General features: G+C 69.4%; 15 protein-coding genes and 1 riboswitch. Of the genes, 9 read left to right on the top strand and 6 right to left on the bottom strand.

The window, feature by feature from the left end:
* The first annotated feature begins 58 nt into the window (after positions 1-58).
* Positions 59-916 (top strand): short-chain dehydrogenase/reductase, encoded by an 858-nt coding sequence (locus ACRYCC_RS31375; RefSeq protein WP_433817356.1) that lies wholly within the window; start codon positions 59-61, stop codon positions 914-916.
* Between the two features lie 37 nt (positions 917-953).
* Here ACRYCC_RS31375 and ACRYCC_RS31370 read toward each other — a convergent pair whose 3' ends face one another.
* Positions 954-3,236 (bottom strand): molybdopterin-dependent oxidoreductase, encoded by a 2,283-nt coding sequence (locus ACRYCC_RS31370; protein WP_433817355.1) that lies wholly within the window; start codon positions 3,234-3,236, stop codon positions 954-956.
* 161 nt (positions 3,237-3,397) lie between these two features.
* Between ACRYCC_RS31370 and ACRYCC_RS31365 the strand changes: the two genes are divergently transcribed.
* From ACRYCC_RS31365 to ACRYCC_RS31350, 4 genes are all read left to right on the top strand, one after another.
* A complete protein-coding gene (locus ACRYCC_RS31365) occupies positions 3,398-4,414 on the top strand; it encodes an alpha/beta fold hydrolase (protein ID WP_433817354.1) in 1,017 nt (338 codons plus the stop codon).
* A 122-nt stretch (positions 4,415-4,536) separates the two neighbouring features.
* Complete coding sequence (locus tag ACRYCC_RS31360; protein WP_433817353.1) at positions 4,537-5,364, top strand: hypothetical protein; 828 nt, start codon at positions 4,537-4,539, stop codon at positions 5,362-5,364.
* Complete coding sequence (locus tag ACRYCC_RS31355) at positions 5,361-6,356, top strand: LLM class flavin-dependent oxidoreductase (protein WP_433817352.1); 996 nt, start codon at positions 5,361-5,363, stop codon at positions 6,354-6,356. Before ACRYCC_RS31360 ends, ACRYCC_RS31355 begins: the two co-directional genes overlap by 4 nt.
* A gap of 174 nt (positions 6,357-6,530) precedes the next feature.
* Positions 6,531-10,817: a hypothetical protein gene (locus tag ACRYCC_RS31350; RefSeq protein WP_433817351.1), complete on the top strand. Its 4,287-nt coding sequence runs from the start codon at positions 6,531-6,533 to the stop codon at positions 10,815-10,817.
* Between the two features lie 491 nt (positions 10,818-11,308).
* Here the strand turns inward: ACRYCC_RS31350 and ACRYCC_RS31345 are convergent, their stop codons facing one another.
* Together ACRYCC_RS31345 and ACRYCC_RS31340 are read right to left on the bottom strand one after the other, a co-directional pair.
* Positions 11,309-12,004 carry a hypothetical protein gene (locus ACRYCC_RS31345; RefSeq protein WP_433817350.1) on the bottom strand — a complete coding sequence of 232 codons (696 nt, stop codon included), beginning with the start codon at positions 12,002-12,004 and terminating at the stop codon, positions 11,309-11,311.
* A 541-nt stretch (positions 12,005-12,545) separates the two neighbouring features.
* Positions 12,546-13,097 (bottom strand): DUF4189 domain-containing protein, encoded by a 552-nt coding sequence (locus ACRYCC_RS31340; RefSeq protein ID WP_433817349.1) that lies wholly within the window; start codon positions 13,095-13,097, stop codon positions 12,546-12,548.
* A 545-nt stretch (positions 13,098-13,642) separates the two neighbouring features.
* On the opposite strand from ACRYCC_RS31340, the gene ACRYCC_RS31335 reads away from it, so the two are divergent.
* Positions 13,643-14,080 carry a hypothetical protein gene (locus tag ACRYCC_RS31335; RefSeq protein ID WP_433817348.1) on the top strand — a complete coding sequence of 146 codons (438 nt, stop codon included), beginning with the start codon at positions 13,643-13,645 and terminating at the stop codon, positions 14,078-14,080.
* Positions 14,081-14,612: 532 nt separating this feature from the next.
* Here the strand turns inward: ACRYCC_RS31335 and ACRYCC_RS31330 are convergent.
* Positions 14,613-14,825 carry a hypothetical protein gene (locus ACRYCC_RS31330; protein ID WP_433817347.1) on the bottom strand — a complete coding sequence of 71 codons (213 nt, stop codon included), beginning with the start codon at positions 14,823-14,825 and terminating at the stop codon, positions 14,613-14,615.
* A 79-nt stretch (positions 14,826-14,904) separates the two neighbouring features.
* Positions 14,905-15,294 (bottom strand): RidA family protein, encoded by a 390-nt coding sequence (locus tag ACRYCC_RS31325; RefSeq protein ID WP_433817346.1) that lies wholly within the window; start codon positions 15,292-15,294, stop codon positions 14,905-14,907.
* 68 nt (positions 15,295-15,362) lie between these two features.
* On the opposite strand from ACRYCC_RS31325, the gene ACRYCC_RS31320 reads away from it, so the two are divergent.
* Both ACRYCC_RS31320 and ACRYCC_RS31315 read left to right on the top strand, forming a co-directional pair.
* Positions 15,363-15,971, top strand: a complete 609-nt coding sequence (locus ACRYCC_RS31320) for a CGNR zinc finger domain-containing protein (protein ID WP_433817345.1) — start codon at positions 15,363-15,365, stop codon at positions 15,969-15,971.
* A gap of 67 nt (positions 15,972-16,038) precedes the next feature.
* A riboswitch (guanidine-III (ykkC-III) riboswitch) is annotated at positions 16,039-16,104 on the top strand.
* 17 nt (positions 16,105-16,121) lie between these two features.
* Positions 16,122-16,436: a DMT family transporter gene (locus ACRYCC_RS31315; protein WP_433817344.1), complete on the top strand. Its 315-nt coding sequence runs from the start codon at positions 16,122-16,124 to the stop codon at positions 16,434-16,436.
* 26 nt (positions 16,437-16,462) lie between these two features.
* On the opposite strand, the gene ACRYCC_RS31310 is transcribed toward ACRYCC_RS31315, so the two are convergent.
* A complete protein-coding gene (locus ACRYCC_RS31310) occupies positions 16,463-17,092 on the bottom strand; it encodes a hypothetical protein (protein WP_433817343.1) in 630 nt (209 codons plus the stop codon).
* Between the two features lie 296 nt (positions 17,093-17,388).
* On the opposite strand from ACRYCC_RS31310, the gene ACRYCC_RS31305 reads away from it, so the two are divergent.
* Positions 17,389-18,195, top strand: coding sequence for an SAM-dependent methyltransferase (locus ACRYCC_RS31305; protein ID WP_433817342.1), 807 nt, complete (start codon positions 17,389-17,391; stop codon positions 18,193-18,195).
* The last annotated feature ends 52 nt before the right edge of the window (positions 18,196-18,247 follow it).

Below are 18,247 nucleotides of genomic sequence, written 5' to 3'. Positions count from 1 at the left end.
AATCACTGACTCAATCAATGATTGAACATCGGCCGGGCGCGACCTAGACTCCACGGCCATGGAGACGTTGCGGACAGGGAGCCGGAGCCCGCTGGCCGGCCGGGTCGTCGTGATCACCGGGGCCGCGGGCGGAATCGGCGGCGAGACCGCACGGCGGCTGATCGGCCGGGGCGCGCGGGTGGCCCTGCTGGATCGCCAGGCCGAGCAGGTCCGGGAGCTGGCTGCCCGCCTCGGCGACCGGGCGGTGGCGTACGACGTGGACGTGACCGATCCACCGGGGCTGTCCGAGGTCATGCGGCACGTGGGCGAGCGGTTCGGCGGTATCGACGTACTGGTCGCCAACGCCGGGATCAGCGGGCCGCTGGCCACCATCGCCACGATCGACCCGGAGGCGTTCGAGCGGGTCGTGGAGGTCAACCTGCTGGGTGTCTGGCGTACGGTGCGGGCCGCCCTGCCGCAGGTCACCGCCCGTCGCGGCTACATCCTGATGACCTCTTCGATCGCGGCGGCGATCCCGTGCCCCACGGTCGGGGCGTACGGTGCGACCAAGGCCGGGGTGGAGGCCTTCGGGCGGGCGCTGCGGATCGAGCTGGCCCACACCGGCACCGGGGTGGGCATCGCCTACTTCGGGGCGGTCGACACGGGGCTGGTCCGTGGCCTGCTGACCCGACCTGAGCTGGCCGAGGGCCTTGACCGGCTGCCCAAGGTGATCGGTGGCCCCATCTCGGTGTCCCGGGCGGGAGCGGCGATGGCCGCCGGGATCGAGCGGCGGGCCAGGTCCGTCTACGCGCCCTGGTGGGTTCCCGGTCTGCTCGCGCTACGCGCACAGCTCGCCTCGGCCGACCGTGCCGCGGCCCGCTTTCCGCCCCTGACCAGGCTCATCCGCGGCTCCACCGGTTCGTCGGCTGCCAGGTGAGGAGCTCGACGGCCTGACCGGCACTCAGGCGGGGCGCTCAGGCCGGGGAGACGGTCACCGGGAACCCGTTGACCGCCGCGTTGCCCGAGATCGCGTCGACGAAGTCGCCCGGCGACAGGACGTTGGTGTTCACCCCCGCGTGCTCGTTGGCCACGGACATCCGGGTGCCGGGCTTTCCGTGGCCCCAGCCGTGCGGCATCGACACCACCCCGGTCATGATCGCGTCGGTGAGCTCGACCGGCACCTCGACGGCGCCCGCCTCGGACGCCACCCGCGCGAGGTCCCCGTCGCCGAGTCCCTTGCGGGCCGCGTCCTCGGGATGCATGAGCAGCGTGCAGCGGTCCCTGCCCTTCATCAGGGCGGGGACGTTGTGCAGCCACGAGTTGTTGGAGCGCAGGTGGCGGCGGCTGATGAGGACCAGGTCGGGCCGCTCGCGCTCAAGGCGGCCGGCGAGACGCCCCAGGTCGCCGGTGATGTACGACGGCGCGATCACCAGCCTGCCGCCCTCGGTCGCCAGCACGTCGGCCAACCGCCGCGGCACCATGGGCCCGAGGTCGACGCCGTGCGGCTGCGCCTTCACCTTCTCCAGGGTGATGCCGTCGGGGTTCTCGCCGTACCGGTCACCGAACGGGCCGGTCCGCAGGGTGAGGTCGAGCATCCGCTCGGGGCCGCCCTCGTCGTACTGCTCCCGAAGCCGGGCGCCGTCGAGCCCGTGCACCGAGGCGAGCACGTCGAAGAACCCGTCGTCGATACCGGCGACGTCGACCTCCCGGGCGGGCTGGCCGAGGCAGACGCCGGCCAGCCGGATCAGGATCTCCCACTCGCGCGGCCGGCCGTCGGCGGGCGGGAAGACCGCGGGTGAGTACTTCGCCCCGCTGCCGACCGCGAACGCCCAGATCATGTCGTCGTGGTGGGCGGACTCCAGCGGGGAGAGCCCGGGCAGGATCACGTCGGCGTGCCGGGTCGTCTCGTTGATCCAGAGGTCGAGGCTGATCATCGCGTCCAGCAGCGGCAGCGCGGCGTCGAGGCGGTCCCCGCCCGGCGTCGAGAGCACGGGGTTGCCGGCCACGGTGAACAGCGCCTTGATCTGACCGGCGCCCGGGGTCGAGATCTCCTCGTGCAGGCAGGAGACCGGTACGTGGCCGAGGACCTCCGGCGCGCCGCGCACCCGGCTGCGCCACCGGCCGAAGTTCTCCACTCCGTTCTCGAGGCCGGGCATCGGCAGGTCGTTGACCATCCAGGCCGCCGGGCGCGGGAACATCAGCCCGCCCTCGACGTCGAGATGACCGGTGAGGATGTTGACCACGTCGACCAGCCAGCTGGCGAGGGTGCCGAACTCCTGGTTGCACAGGCCGATCCGGCCGTAGAGGGCGGCGCGCTCGGTGCCGGCCAGCTCGTGGGCGAGGGCCCGGGTCCGCTCGGCGGGTACGCCGGTCACCGCGGCGACGCGGTCGGGTGTCCAGTCCGCCGCCAGTGCGCGCAGGTCGTCGAGCCCGTCGATCAGGTCGCCGTAGTGCGCGAGGTCCACCAGGCCGTCTTCGAAGATCACGTTGACCACGGCCATCAGGAAGGCCGCGTCGGTCCCCGGGACGATCGGGATCCACTCGTCGGCCTTGTCCGCGGTGCCGGTGCGGCGCGGGTCGATGACGACGACCCTGCCGCCGCGCTTGCGGATCCGCCCGATCTCGCCCATGACGTCCGGGCAGGCCAGCAGGGAGCCCTGGGACGCCTGCGGGTTGGCGCCCATCAGGACGAAGAGGTCGGTGCGTTGCACGTCGGGCACCGGGATCTTCCACATCCCGCCGTACATCAGGTGGGAACTGACGTTCTTCGGCCACTGGTCGACCACGCCGGGTGAGTAGATCATCGGCATACCCGACATCCCGATCAGGATGCCGACGTAGCGGCTCAGGTCCATCGCGTGGGCCAGCGGGTTGCCGACGTAGGCCGTCACCGCCTCGATGCCGTGCTCCGCCACCACCGGCAGCAGCAGCTCCGAGCACCGGTCCAGCGCCTCTTCCCAGCCGACCTCGCGGAACGTGCCATCGGGCTGCTTCACGACCGGCGCGCGCAGCCGGTCCGGGTCGTGGTGCAGCGCGCCGAGCGTCGTCCCCTTGGGGCAGATGTGCCCCTTCGACCAGGCGTCGTCGCGGTCCGGGGTGATCCTCTCCACCCGGTCGCCTCGCACGTGGATCTCCAGGCCGCACATCGCCTCGCACAGCGGGCAGGTGCGCAGGTGCACGGTGGTGCCGTCCGGCCGCTCCCCCGCCGCCGGCTCCGGTCCCGGCTCCGCCGTCCGGGTGAACACGTCCGCTGCCATCAGATCCTCCGCGTCGCTCGGCCTCACCCAGCGCGGACTTTAGCATTCGATTGAATTGAAAGATTTAGTCGAAAGCGTGGGGATTGGAAGGCGCCGCGGTGAGGTGCCCGCCGTCCTGTGCGTTCCTTTACCGCGCCGGCTGGACGTGCCAGCCTGGACGGGTGAGGGCGTCGATCAGATACTGCACCACCCCCGCCGGCCGGGTGGCCTACTCGACGACGGGTACCGGGCCGCCGCTGTTGTGCGATTCAGGCTGGATCACCCATCTTCGCGGGCAGCTGGACCTGTTCTCCTTCGGCGGTTTCGTCGAGCGCCTGGCGGAGCGGTTCACCGTGATCCGCTATGACAAGCCCGGGTGCGGCCTGTCCGACCGGGACAGCATCGATCTTTCCTTCGACGGGCAGGTGGCCGCGGCACTGGCGGTGGCCGACGCGGTGGGCGCCCGCCGGTTCCGCCTGTTCGGTGCCTCGCAGGGAGGTCAGCTCGCAACCGCGATCGCGGCGAGGCACCCAGAGCGGGTCGAGGCGCTCGTGGTGTACGGAATGTGCGCCAGCGGCCGCGATCTGGCGCCTGCCGAGGTCAGGAAGTCGGTCGTGGACCTGGTGCGGGCACATTGGGGCATGGGGCTGAAGGCTCTGACAGGGGCGTTCGTCACCGATCCCACGGCCGACGACGAGGCGGAGTTCACCAGGTTCCAGCGCGCGAGCTCCTCGGCGGCGGTGGCCGCGCAACTGCTCGAGGTGTACTACGACACCGACATCGGGGCAGTGCTTCCAGCGATCCGGACACCGACCGTGGTCCTGCACCGCGAAGCCGACAGAGGCACCAGGTTCGAGCTGGGCCGCGAGGTCGCCGCGCGGATTCCCGGGGCGGTGCTGATCCCGCTGCCAGGCTCCAGCCACCTGTTCTACCACGGTGACTGGGAAGCGGTCCTGCAGGCGACACTCGAGTTCCTGTGCCGGCCCGCGCACACGGCACAACGGCTGACGGACCGGGAGTTCGAGGTGGCCGAACTCGTCACCGAAGGGCTGACCAACCATGCCATCGCCAGGCGCTTGTCCATCACGCCGCGCACGGTCGAGACGCACGTGGAGAACGTCCGGCGCAAGCTGCAGGTGCGCTCCCGAGCCCCGATCGCGGCCTGGATGACCGAGCACCGGCTTCGCCGGCCTCCCTGACCGGCTCCGTCGTTCACCGGATGCCGCGCCCGGCCTCCGCGCACGAGGCCGCGCCGACGTGGCGATGTGCCGGTAATTCACCCGATGGCCGGGGCGCTGCCGGTGGTCCTAGCGTGAACGACATGTCAGACGATATGACGTACGTGTCGAGGCCGACCGTCCCTCCGGCGGCCGGCAGGCGGCCACCGCGCGAGCCGATGCCCACCCTGACCGTCCCGTTCCGCTTCCGCGGCCCGGCGGACAGCGCCAACGGCGGTTACGCATGCGGACTCATCGCCGAGTGCCTCGACGGCCCGGTGACGGTCACGCTGCGCCGACCGCCGCCGCTGGAGACACCGATGACCGTCGAACCCGTCGGCGAGGGTGCGGTACGCATCCGGCTGGGCGGCACACTCGTGGCCGAGGCCACCTCCGTGCGGAACGGCCCGGCACCGCGGATACCCGGCACCGTCTCGCCGGCCGAAGCCCGCGCGGCGGAGGGCCGCGCACGATACTTCGAAGACCCCGCGTTTCCGGCCTGCTTCGTCTGCGGGACGGATCGGCGGCCGGGCGACGGCCTGCGGATCTTCCCCGGGCCCGTGACCGGCCATGCGTTGTGGGCGGCACCCTGGACACCGGACGCGACGGTAGGGGACGGTGGCGGGAGCGTACGCCCGGAGATCGTCTGGGCGGCACTGGACTGTCCCACCGGGATCGCCGCCATCGAGGGCGCCGACGTCGGCCAGGACACCACCATCCTGCTCGGCCGGATGACCGCCGACCTGACAACGCTGCCCACGGTCGGCGACGAATGCCAGGTGGTCGCCTGGCCGATCGGACGCGACGGCCGCAAGCTCACGGCCGGATCGGCGCTGCTGGGGCCGGACGGTGAGGTGCTCGCGGCGGCCACGACGGTGTGGCTCACCGTGCCGCGCCCGGTCCCGGGAACGATCGCGGAAGGGGCGTCGTGACAGTGCGGCGTGGCGTGGCGCTCACGCCCATGGAGACCCGGCGTGAGGTCATCGTCAAGGCTGCGGTGCTGGCTGACGAGTTGGGGTATGAGACGTTCGCGGTACCCGAGGGATGGGGGCTGGACTCCACCCCGGTGCTGACCGAGATCGCGCTGCGCACCACCGGGATCCGAGTCGCCTCGGCCATCCTGTCGGTGTGGGGACGCACCCCGGCCACGCTGGCGATGACCGCCGCCACCCTGCACCAGATCAGCGGAGGGCGGTACGTGCTGGGCCTGGGTGCCAGCACCAGGGCACTGGCCGAAGGGCTTCATGACACCCCGTTCGAGCACCCGGCCGACAAGCTGCGTGACGTCGTGGCCCAGGTCCGCACGCTGCTCGACGGCCGGCCGGCCCGGCTGCACCGCGTCCCCAGCGCGCGCCCCTTGCGGCTGGGCCGGCCGCCCGCGCCCGAGGTTCCCATCTGGGTCGCGGCGCTGGGCCGCCGCACGACCCAGGTGGCCGCCGAACTCGGCGACGGTTGGATCCCCGCACTGGTGGCTCGAGACCACCTCGCATCCTGGACGAGCCGGCTCAACCGGATGCGGGAGTCCGCCGTCCCGCAGACGAGGGCCTTCACCGTGGCGGCCGGGCCCATCACCGCCGTCGACGAGAACCCCGACGCCGCACGTGACATCGCCGCCGCGTGTACCGCCTGGTACCTGAGCGCCATGGGCGGCGTCTACGCCCGGTCCGTCTCCGATCAGGGCTATGCCACGCAGGTCAGCGCGATCGTCGCCGCGAACCCGCGCCCGAGTCCGCGACGCGCGATCGTCCCGCCTGCCGCCCGGCCCGTACTCGATCAGCTCGCCGCGTACGGAACCCGCGATCAGGTCGGGGAACTGATCAGGCAGTGGGACCGGGTAGCCGACGTCGTGACGATCCTCTTGCCACCGGGCATCGCCTGGCCCGCCATCGAGGCCACCCTCGTGGCCGCGGCTCCACCCGGCTGACCCGGCGCGCGGCCGTGAGTCAGTGGTTACCCGGATGCGCAATGGAGGATATGCCGTCATTGTCGGACTTCATCGGGGTGTTCGACGCATGGGCCGATCGGCGGCGGTGTTCCGCACCGTGGGCGAACGGCGTGCGACCTGTCACCTGATGGGCGGCTCCCAGAGGAGAGACTCATGATCTTCGGTATCACCACTGATCGTCGCCTTCGGGTACGGGAGGACGTCCCGCACTGGAAGCCCGTTCCCATCAGCGGCTCCGTGAATTCGGTGACGGTGCTGCCGAACGGCACTCTTCTCGCGGCCAACAACGACGGCACCTACACCCGTTCCACCCTCACCAGTGGCTGGCGGCCGACTCCCGACAGCCCCGCGGGAGTCAAGGTGGTGGCCGGGCTGCCGAACGGCGACATCCTCGGAGTGAGCAGCAGCGGCTACTTCCTTCGCAAGAGCGGCCCCGATTCGTACTGGAAACCAGCCGACGACAGACAGCTCAGGCTGATCGATCTGGCACCGCTGGGATCGGACATGGTCTTCGGGGTCGGCGAGGATCGCACCCTGTACCGGAGAACCCTCAACACCGGTCGGACGACCCCGTGGGAGAAGGTGCCCAACAGTAGTCCTGTGATCGCGGCGACCGTACTGCCGGACGGCACGCTGCTCGGGATCAACGACAGGAACCGCCTCCAGGTCTGGCTGCCTCTCGCTGGGCGCTGGAAGGACATCTCCACCAGCGAGGACATTTCACTGATCGGTCTGGCGGTGCTGCCGGACGGCGGCATTCTGGGCATCGGCATGGACACGCAGCTCTATACCCGGGCGCCCATCTCATGGACCGGATGGCGCCCGATGAACCTCGCCGCCGAGCTGGCAACGATGACGGTGATGCCGGACGGCACCTTCGTCGGTCTCACCCCGGACGGGTATCTCCAGAAGAACACCGGGCATACCGCGAACTCCTGGGAGAAGGTGAACAGCCACCCGTATCCCCTGCAAGCGATCACGGTATCGACCTGGGGAAATCTCATGGCCGCCGGCCGTGACCTGTGGATGTACGAATGGCTGGCCGGCCTCGACGCCAAGCCGACCATGTGGAAGAACAGCTACGGCGTCACCGGGCTGGCGATGCTGCCCGACCGGCACCTCGTCGGGATCGCGACCACGCGCGTCATCGGCGGCCAGGACGCGCAGCTCTGCGAATGGATCCGCGCGGAGCATGCCGGACAAGAGCATGTCGACCTGTGGAATACCGTGACCAAATCCCGGGATCCCATCGGGGTCCGGTCGATCACGGCTCTGCCGAACGGCAGACTGGTGGGCGTCGGGCTGGACAACCAGCTCTACACCCGCGAGAAGATCACCGACACGTGGGTGTTCGAACCGGACAGCGGCATGGTGACCTCGGTGTCCGCGCTCGCGGACGGCTCCCTGATCGGCGTCGGACTGGACCGGCAGGCATATGTGTGGCCGAATTTCCAGGATCTCGGCACTTCCCCCTGGCGGACGAGCAGACTCCAAGCGGGCGTCCAGCTCGACGCGGTGGCGGCGGGCCCCGGCGGGACGCTTCTGGGCGTCACGCTGAACAAGACGCTGTGCACCATCGACAGGACCAGCGGCGACTGCGCGGAGATTCCCGGCAGCGGTCCTGTCATCGGGGTGGCGACCCTGACCGACGGGACGATCGTCGGTGTCGGGGACGACAACCGGCTCAAGGCCCGGTCCTCCCTCCAGGCCCCGTGGAGTCCGGTTCCCAGCAGCGGCGGTGTCAAGGCTGTGGCGGCCATGCCGGACGGCACCCTGCTCGGCGTCCGCACCGACGACACCCTGTGCACGAAGGCCGGTCTGAGCGACTACTGGGAGCCGGTGCCCGGCAGCGGCAATGTGAGGTCGGTATCGGTCCTGCCGGACGGCACGATCCTCGCCGTCGGCTCATCGGACCACGAACTGCTGACCAGAACCGCCCTCAGAGGCGGCGCGTGGCGGATATCGCCCGACATCCTGACCGCGAAGCCGGCCGACAAACTGCTCTCGGTCGCGGTGCTGCCGGATGACTTCCCCCAGCCGCCCGGCACGTGGCCGTTCGCGGTGTCCAGGCGGCCCGCCGACTGGCTGCTGGAGTTCACCTCCCCCGATGCCGCCGCCTCCGACGGTGACGGCAGGCCGTGGGGTGATGGGACGGCGATGTCACGGCGCGCCTACGCCAAAACCGCGCCGTGGGACCACGGGTGCCTGGTCACGCCGATGATCGGTGGCCACGCCGCACTCGCCGCGATCCGCGAGGCCCTCGAGGCCGCCATCATCGATGCCACCGACCAGGGCAGGCGCGGTGTCCCGGCCGGCGAGCGTGGCCACGTCTATCTGGCCGACTGGCTGCTCAACGGCCTGCGGGACCTTTCGGAGACCAGGCAGGGCCAGAAGTGGGACCCGGCAACGAAGCCCGTCAAGGACCAGACCGCGCTCGGCCTCATCCTGCGGATGATGTCCGCGGGCATCACTGTCCGGATCATGCTGTGGCTACCGACCACCGCTCAGGCCCAGAAGTTCGGCGCCCACGCCAACGAACACTGGAATCTGGCCGCGGCCGTCCAGGATCACAACGAAACGTTGCAGCGACTGTGGTCACTGCAACAGCCGCTCGGAGTCGTCGCCCTGGACGCGCGCACCGCCTACACGACCAGACGGTTTCCTTCCTCGGTGGCCTCACACCACCAGAAGATGATCGCCGTGCGGGTCGGGACGGTGAACGTCGGATTCTGCGGAGGCGTGGATCTCGCCTTCACCCGGCGTGACTACGGAGGCTACGGCCGCTCGGGCAGCGGCGACTGGCAGTCCGGGCTCGGCTCACCGCCCTCGGCCGGCGGCTGGCCGCGCCAGGACCCCCCACCGACCGGCGGCTACCCGCCCTACCCCTACAAGCCCGCCGACACCTACAACCAGCAGCCCTTCCCCGAGGACCTGCCCGAGAACGCCTACGGCAAAGGCAACCGTCACTGGCACGACCAGCACCTGAAGCTGGAAGGACCCGTGGTCGCCTCACTGGAGGACCAGTTCGCCGAACGGTGGGTCATCGATACCGGCACCAGGGCCTTCCTGTTCAACCGCGACAGCACCATCGGCATCGTGAACCAGGTGAACCTGACCAGCGCCCAAGCGATCCAAGGTGTCTCCGGCCAAGCGGACAACGCGGTGGTGCCGCTACCGAGCAGCCGGCCGGTACCGCCCGCGGGCGAGGCGATCGTGCAGATGTGGCGGACCATCCCGATGTATCCCGGGCGCACCGTCGAGCCGTTCGCCCGAGGTGAATTCACCGTCCTGGCCGGAGTGGCCAAGGCCATCACCCAGGCACGTCACCTCATCACGATCTGGGATCAGTACTTCTGGAGCAGTCCGCTGGCGAAACTGGTCGCCAACCAGCTCAACACCCATCCCACGCTGCGGCTCCTCATCGTCCTGCCGCCCTACGGAACCACCACACCGGAGACGGAACTGGGCCTGCGCATGGACGCACTACAGGTTCTGTGGGAAGCGCTCGGACCAGACGGCCGCGCCCGGGTGCTGGTGCGCAACATGTGGGACACCAAAGCCAGCGTCGGCATCTACGTACACGACAAGGTCCAGACCTACGACGACGCACTGCTCGTCTGCGGATCCGCCAACATGAACCGGCGGTCGTTCGAATGCGACAGCGAACTCGACTGTGCCGTGCTCCACACCCCGACCGTACGCAGCCACCTCGCTCGCCTCCAGACCAGCCTGGCCGGCGAACAATGGACCGACTTCGGCCCCGGCTGGCTCCACCGCTACTGGACGAGCTTCACCTTCGGCATCTCCGGCTCCAGCTGGTACGAGCAATGGCTCATAGACGACCCCTTCTTCAAGGCGAAAAACGCCATCGGATCCCCGACACTCCCCGGTGGAACCGTGAACATCCCCACTGCGGGCGGCAATGACTTCATGAAGAGCGAGGTGTACAACCCGACCTGCTTCGCGACCGACCTCGCCACAGCGAGCACCGGTCTAAACCCGAACAAGTCGGCCGCCTTGACGGAATCACCTACCTGCTCGAGAGGTACCACACCGGCGACACCTGGCCCGCACGCCGCGCCCGCGGCGATTAGGCGAGCAGCGAGAACCACCCCTGCCCGACGTGAGGTGCCATCGGGCGAGCACGCCGGGCCGGCTGCCGGCCAATGGCCGCTCTGCCGTCTGGGGTACGCGTGCGAACGTACGGCCCGGGGCGGTCAGACGCGAAGGCCGAGGCGCCGCAGCCATGCCCGGACGTCGGCGTCGGCGTCGGTGACCTCCTCGCGCGGACGGCGAGCCCTGGACCGATGGCGGCGCCTGGGCAGGAGGCGGCGTAGTCGCGGGCGGTGGTTCCCAGCCCGCTCATGCCGCGTTCGGCGACGACGTCGGTGGCGCCGAAGGCACGGCCCAGGTCGGTGCGGTCGGTGTGCCGTCCCATGAGGATGACCTGTTCGGCGCCCAGCCGGTCCGCGGCGATCACGGCGCACAGGCCGACCGCGCCGTCGCCGATGACCAGGACGCGGTCGCCGCGGGCCACTCCGGCGGTAACGGCGCCGTGGTGGCCGGTGCCCAGCACGTCCGACAGCGTCAGCAGGGACGGAAGCAGCGGGGAGTCCTCGGCCACGGGGAGCTTGACCAGGGTCCCCTCCGCCAGGGGGACGCGGACGGCCTGGCCCTGGCCGCCGTCGACGCCGTCCAGACCGTAGCGGCCGTCGTGGCGGCAGGAGGACTGCAGTCCCTTGCGGCAGAAGTCGCAGGTGTTGTCGCAGTAGGTGAAGGTCCATGGGCTCCGCATCGTCGCAACGACCAGGCCGCGGAAGGTGGAGGCACCTCACCGTCACCGACACTTGCCACGGCAGCTGAGGCGGAGCCGGGTCGCCGCTTCGGAGAGCGGAGCGGCGACCCGGCCGGTGCGAGCGGGAGACCGGCGGTCAGGACGTGAGGTAGAGGGTCTGGTCGTAGCTGCCGGAACCGGCGGTCGTCTCGCCGACGACCTGGAAGTTGCCGTTGTAGGTGACGGTGCCGGGACACAGGAAGCTGCCGCTGTCCTTGGTCAGCCTGACGTTGTTGGCTTTCAGCTGGGCCTGGGCCAGGGCGGTTTCGGGCCGGTTGGGGTTGTCGGGGTTGTAGAAGTCCAGGGTGATGCTGTTGCCGGGCCCGGTACCCCGGTAGGTGCAGTTGATCGTGCCGAACCAGCCGGTGGCCCCGCCGTTGCCCTTGAAGTTGTTGACGGTGAAGGTGCCGTCGCGCCCACCTGCGGCGGGCGCGTAGGCGATGCTGCCGCCGTTCCACGGCAGCCCCACCGCACCGACATTGGCCTCGCCGCCCACGCTGCTGGGACAGGTCGTCGTGGAACCGTTGTGGAAGTCCCAGACCGAGACATCGAGAGCGGACCCGTCCGACTGCACCGTGGCATCGACCGTACCGGTGTCACAGGTGGCACTACCGAGCGCCGTCGTGCTGACCAGAGGCGAGGTCAGCGTCGCCCGGACATTGCCGGCGTAAGCCACCCCGGCCGCGTCACCGGCGTGCACGGTCGTCGTCGCCGCCGACGCCGACGGCGAGACCAGCGCGAGTGTCACGGCCGCACCCGCACTTACGAGAGCGATGCTTCTGACGTGTTTCATCGGCTACTCCCTTGTCACGTATCAGGTCATCACGACGCTAAATAGCGACAATTATCACGTCAATAGCGGGGCTACTTTTCTCCGAAAACTACATATTTGGAATGCCTCGATTATCAAGAACGAACGAATAATGTCACCTAGATGCGACAAAGAACGTTTCAGATACTTGAAGAGATCATTCAGAAGGACCATATGTCTGGTGGTAGCCCCGCCCACAGAATGCGAGAACAACACCCTTCCAAACTGCGGTCCACTTCATGGCCAGGAAGGTCTAAATCCGCTGGTTCCTCAACACCGGCCCGCCCCAGCTGACAACGCGTAAAAGGTCGTCCAGTCTCGTAGCCCGGCGGGCCACGTCGATAACTTCTGGCGGCGCTTCACCGGCGCTCGGCAGCCGACGCGGGCGCCCTGCCTGCCAGGGGCACCGCCCCGGGCACGGCGGCCGTGACGCGACGAGAACGGATCAGATCCGGGCTGCCCGGGCGGCGTGCGCGAAGAATCAACGGCTCAGGACGCCGGCGGATGGCGGGCTCTCGACTGCCTACCGTGTGGTGCACACCCAGGTGATCCAGCGGCCGCCGCCCGCGTTGGAGATGGCGTTGCGCTGGGCTGCGGTCCGTGTGTCGCCATGGCCGCCCCAGTACCTGTTGGTCTTGGAGTTGTATGCGACGGCGCCGCAGCCGTTGACGAAAACCGTGAGGACCTTGCAGTTGGAGCGGGGGCACTCGTTCAATGCTCGCCGTTCGGCGGCGGCCCTGGTGCTGTAGTCCCAGGCTTTGCCGACGCTGCCATCTCGCGCCACGGCAATGGCTCCGTAGTGCTGCGGCGGCGGTGCGTACGTGGTGGGTGGCGCGTACGGCGTGAGGGTGGGCAGCGGCAGCGGGCTGTAGGTGGGCGGCGTCGGGACGTCCTGCAGCGTACGCGCCGCGGGCCTGCGTCCCGGGTCACCGGCGTCGAACAGCCACCACAGGAAGCCACCGCCGCCGATCACCAGGGCGAAGACCGCGACGATGGCGAGAATGATGATGACCGCCGCGTTGTTGTTCGGCCGCTGCGGGCCGGGCGGGCCCCATCCGGGGGGGCCAGGCGGCATCGGCGGTCCTGGCGGAGGCCCGTAGGCGGGCGGCTGGCCGCCGTACGGCGGCTGCGGGGGTTGCACGGTCACACTCTCCCCAGATACGTCGATGTCCGGAAGATCGTAACGGTTGCCCGATCAGCACTGGGACTCGATTTCCGGCAAATCGGTTCCGGGTCGCCCGGTGGTCTTCGCGATAGGTGGCGTCGCCGATCCTCGACCAGCTCCGATGACCAGCCGGCAGCCGACGTCTTCCGCTCGTCCCCGAGGGCCGGGACCGGTGGTCGGCGGGGCAGCGGATGGAGCGGGCGGGCGTCGCACCCGGCCGACCGGCGCCCGGCCCGAGCGCATCGGCGCGGCTGATCGGCCGGCCGCGGAGGCGGAAATCCCAGGGAAGTGCGATCTGCACGGACGGATCACCGGCACCCGCAGAATCGACCAATGACGCTATCCGGGGAATTGCGAATGGTCGAGCGCCGAGACCGGCTGCGGTCATCGACATTCACGCGCCAATCATCCGACCGTACGTTGAGAGCATCCCACCCAGCCCCCGGAGGTGCACCGTGGCCACTCCCGATCCCATATGGAATGTAGCTAAATGTCGGCGTCCAGGCGGCGAAGTTCCGCTTTTCTCGGGCCAGGACGTCATCAACAAGCTCAAGGAAACAGAGCAGGCACCGACGTTCATCCAGGTATGGGACGCCCATCCCACCAACCAGAAGTGGGACTGCACGTTCGCGCTCGTCTTCCGGGTCCAGCTGAGCGGCTGGACCGTCTACGTCGTCTCCCATCTGCACGTCAAGAGGCAGCGCAACAAGACCCTGAAGTTCGGCGACGGGAATACCTACATCCCTGGCTATGCGAACTTCTCGGTCTCGTCTCCCGACTTCGCCTTCGACCACGTGCCGGGGTACGACGCGAACGTCCACGTCGACGGCTGGACCAACCACGCCGGGAACCACGCGAACTTCTGGGCCGGGAACAACCGCTACCCGATCTGACCACGACGCTCCGACGGCATCGCCCCGAGGCGCAGTGACCATCCGGGCTTCGCCTGGTACCCAGGCGGGCGGGATGGGCGCGCGCCGCCGGGCTGCCGAGCGCGGCCACCATCCCCGGCCCCTGGGTCAGCCGCCACCGGCGGATCCTGGCCGTCGCCGGCTTCGATACGCCCAGATCCCAAAGATCAGAACCATTGTCCAGGTCAAGCTCGGCATCAGGCTCCTGACAGCGGCTCCCTGCCGCGCATCGACCGCACCGGACGGCCGCGAGGGTACGTACCTGACGCGAACCTGGGCGCCGACCTCCGGCATCCGTTCCCAGTCACCCTGGGTGATGGAGACCCGGACATGCCCCCCGCCGAGGTCGTGAAGGCCACCTCTGCGTACTGGGTGTTCTTACCGCCACGTGCCCATTGGTCCCTTTTAGGACGCCTCCGCCCACGACCGCGTTCACCGGGTGGCCTACTGCGGATGAAACCCCCCGCTCGATGACCTGGCGCCGGGGGTGCTGAGGTGAACGGGACTCGGCAGGTCAGCTGAAGCCCTCGGCCATCCAGGAGTCCCACGCGGTCTGCCCGTCGCGCCCTGCGAAGTTCTGGTGGCCGAGCACGAGTGCGTCACCGCGGGCGGATCCGGCGTGGATGAAGCGGTACAGGCCATCGTCCGTCCGGACGTCGTGCGCCGAGCTGAAGCCGACGCCGGTCAGCGGCCCGAGCAGCTCGGCACTGCTGAGCGTGACCTCCACCGGGTCGTCGCCGTTGAGCCGCGCTCGGCATCGAACGGTTCAACCCGACGACCGGTGGATGGTCCCGCCCCAAGGGGTGTTACACGACGGCGACGGCGTCGATCTCGATGAGGACCCCGGGCGCCAGACCGGCGACGAAGTGCACCGTGATGGCCGGCGGTGGGTCGGACCGGTTCCAGACCTCCTGGAAGGCGGCCACACCCTCGTCGATCGAGGTGCCGTCCACCGCGGCGAGGCGCCAGTGCACGATGTTCGCCAGGCTTGCCCCCTCGCTCTCCAGGATGGCGGCGAGGTTGCGGAACGCCTGCCTGGCCTGCTCGCCGAGCGTGGGGCCGACGACCTTACCGTCGGAGTCGACGCCGTTCTGGCCGCCGATGTAGATCGTCTTGTTCGGCTGTTCGACCACGACGGCCTGGCTGAAGGCCGGGCTGCGGTGAAGCCCTTCGGGGTTGATGTGCCGTACGCCCATGTGTTGCCTCCTTCGAGGATGACACCGGTCTTACCGGTGTCGTGTCTGACACCAGTTATAGTGGTGTCGTGCAAGCGAACACAACCGGGCGGATGCTGCACGACCCCAAGGGAGGGTCGTTCTGGTTCGACGCCGGCGCCGTCTGCCTGGACTTCGCCCACACCGGTGGCGAGGGCCCGTACGCGAAGTTCGAGACTCTCCACGAGGGTGCCGACCTGGGCGACTGGCTGGCCCAGCCGCCGCTGGCCGCGGCCATGACGGTCCCCGTGACGGCCCGCGAGCTGACCGCGGCCAAGGCGCTCCGCCAGGCGATCTGGGACGCGGCGCACGCCCGAGCGGCACAGCGCCCCCTCCCCGCCGAGGCGGTCGCGACCATCAACCGGGCCGCGGCCGCGGCGGCGCTGACGCCCGAACTGGCCGCCGACGGCACGACCGCGAGGTGGAGGACGCCGGTGCGGACGACGCAGGCGCTGTCGACGCTGGCGCGGGAGATGATCGAACTGCTGTCCGGCCCGCTCTCCGAGCGCATCCGCGAGTGCGCGAGCGACAACTGCCCGCTGGTGTTCGTCGACTCCTCCCGCCCCGGCACCCGGCGCTGGTGCACGATGGAGCGCTGCGGCAACCGCCACAAGCTCAGGGCTCTCCGCGCCCGCCAGACCACTGGGGGCCAGCGGTGATGACCATGCACCCGGCGCGGTCACTTCTCGTGGCGCTCTTCCGGCCGGCGGCGTGGCTACCCTGGAAGAGATGCCGCACAAGCGGCAGCCCGGACGAGGGCGTGTCGTACCCGGCCTGCAAAGACGACCGTGTCGAAAGGCTCGGTCGTCATGCCGTGGTTGGTTCTGGTCATCTCGGGTGTGCTGGAGGCGGTCTGGGCCGTCGCGCTCGGCAAGTCCGCCGGTTTCACCCGCCCGTTGCCGTCTGCGGTCTTTGCCGTCGGCCTGGTGCTCAGCATGGTCGGCCTCGGCTACGCGCTGCGGACGATTCCGATCGGTACCGGCTACGCGGTCTGGGTGGGGATCGGCATCGCGGGTGCGGCGATCGCCGGCGTGCTCTTCTTCGGCGAGTCGGCGAGCATGATGCGCGTGCTGTCGTTGGTGCTCGTGCTCGCTGGGGTCATCGGCCTCAAGCTGTCCCACTGACGGGGATGCCAGATCGGCGCAGGCCTCTACAGTTCCCCGATGGCGGCGACGGGTCCGTCGCACGGCCGGCAGTGCCAGACCGCACGCCCGCTGGTGTCACGGCTTGGGTGCAGGCCGGTGTGATGGACCGGGCAGAGCGGCCAGACGGTCCAGGTGAACTCCATGACCACCTCTTGCAGGGCGTCGGCGACGGCCTGGAGCGCGATCTCCGGGTCGGTGCCCTCGAAGGAGGGGATCCCGGAGCCGTGAGTCCTGCCGTCGTGGCTCACGTAGGCCATGCCCCACTCCCGCGCCCATTCTGGTCGGACCAGCCGGATGTCGGCGGTCCGCTCCGGCCCGGTGGCGCGCAGGTCGCGCTCGACCGTGCGCAGCGCCTGGACGAGCGTCTCCCACCGCTCAGGGGCCAGGTCGAACCCCGGTTCGAAGTCGGCGATCAGCCGGTCGGCGAGCTCGGCCACCCGCTCGTCGGTCAGCTCCCCGGGCGACCGCTCGACGAGCTCACGGACCTCCGGGTCCGGCCGCCAATCGAGCAGCAGGCAGGCGAGCTCGACCGCTGCCTCGCGGACCGGCCGTCCGCCTCGCAGGCCCTGGTAGATCCGCTTCTCCAGCAGGTCGAGCCGCTCTTCTAGCCGCTCGTACTCGTCCTTGGCCGTCACCGACCCGAGCATTGGGCAAGCGGCCCTACCGGCGCAAACCGGTTGTCATTACCGGCGCGGAGACCGAGTTGTATTCAGCGCATGGCGGGGCTGCGGTTCCAGGTCACCGCCGACGGCGGTGAGGTGCTTCGTGGCGGTCCTGTGGTGGCAGCCGAGGGGTTCTGCGGAGCTCTGAATAAGGAGTGTGCGCGGTTGTTACGGACGGTTGGGTCGTACCGGTAAAGACGGGGCGCGAAGATCTGCGCGGGGTTTAGGTTGTGACTCGGCATGCACGAGACATTCGAGAGAAGAGCCCAGTGACGGACAGATCATCACCATCATCCAAGATCGATACAAGTCGGCCACATTCGGCCCGCATGTGGAACTACTGGCTCGGCGGAAAGGACTACTACCCGATCGACAAGCGGGTCGGTGACGAGATCTTGGAGACCTTTCCCGCAATCCGTGAGGTCGCCCGCCAGTCCCGCGCATGCCTGGGCCGCATGATCCGTTATCTGGCCGCCGAGGAGGGGATCCGGCAGTTCCTCGACATCGGGACCGGGCTACCGACCGTCGGCAACACCCACGAGGTGGCCCAGCGAGTCGCACCCACAAGCAAGATCGTCTACGTCGACAACGACCCGCTGGTGCTGGTCCACGCCGCGGCCCTGCTCACCTCCACTCCGGAGGGTGCCTGCGGCTACATCGACTGCGACGTCCGCGACCCCGACCGTATCCTGGAAAAGGCCGCCGGGATCCTGGACTTCACCGAGCCCATCGGGCTGATCATGTTCGGGATCCTGGGGAATGTGATCGACGACGATGAGGCGACGGTGATCGTGCGCCGTCTGGTCGGCGCGCTGCCGCCGGGCAGCTTCCTGGCGCTCAACGACGGCACCGGGGAGCTGGATCGAGCGGGCCGCGAGGAGGCGATCCGGATCGCGGTGGAGCAGGGCTCCATGCCGTATGTGGCCCGCAACCCCGACCAGATCGCCGGCTTCTTCGACGGCCTGGACGTTCTCGAGCCCGGCGTGGTGACCACCTCACAATGGCGGTGGGAGAGCAACCCCTTCGGCGAGCCGGCTCAGGTCGACTCGACCTGCGGGCTGGCCCGCAAACCCTGAAACCCACGGCCGAGGTCCGCGCAGGTGTGCATGGCCCGGCCCAGCCGCCGTC

It is taken from the genome of Actinomadura scrupuli (genome assembly GCF_050971785.1).
GTDB classification, from domain to species: domain Bacteria; phylum Actinomycetota; class Actinomycetes; order Streptosporangiales; family Streptosporangiaceae; genus Actinomadura_E; species Actinomadura_E scrupuli.
This window is presented reverse-complemented; position numbering and strand designations above follow the sequence as displayed.

Coding starts and splice junctions, on each gene's coding strand:
- ACRYCC_RS31340 (WP_433817349.1), bottom strand. CDS start 13,097: ATGCCGCCTGGCCCCCCCGGATGGGGCCCGCCCGGCCCGCAGCGGCCG.
- ACRYCC_RS31345 (WP_433817350.1), bottom strand. CDS start 12,004: ATGAAACACGTCAGAAGCATCGCTCTCGTAAGTGCGGGTGCGGCCGTG.
- ACRYCC_RS31325 (WP_433817346.1), bottom strand. CDS start 15,294: ATGGGCGTACGGCACATCAACCCCGAAGGGCTTCACCGCAGCCCGGCC.
- ACRYCC_RS31360 (WP_433817353.1), top strand. CDS start 4,537: ATGTCAGACGATATGACGTACGTGTCGAGGCCGACCGTCCCTCCGGCG.
- ACRYCC_RS31375 (WP_433817356.1), top strand. CDS start 59: ATGGAGACGTTGCGGACAGGGAGCCGGAGCCCGCTGGCCGGCCGGGTC.
- ACRYCC_RS31315 (WP_433817344.1), top strand. CDS start 16,122: ATGCCGTGGTTGGTTCTGGTCATCTCGGGTGTGCTGGAGGCGGTCTGG.
- ACRYCC_RS31350 (WP_433817351.1), top strand. CDS start 6,531: ATGATCTTCGGTATCACCACTGATCGTCGCCTTCGGGTACGGGAGGAC.
- ACRYCC_RS31370 (WP_433817355.1), bottom strand. CDS start 3,236: ATGGCAGCGGACGTGTTCACCCGGACGGCGGAGCCGGGACCGGAGCCG.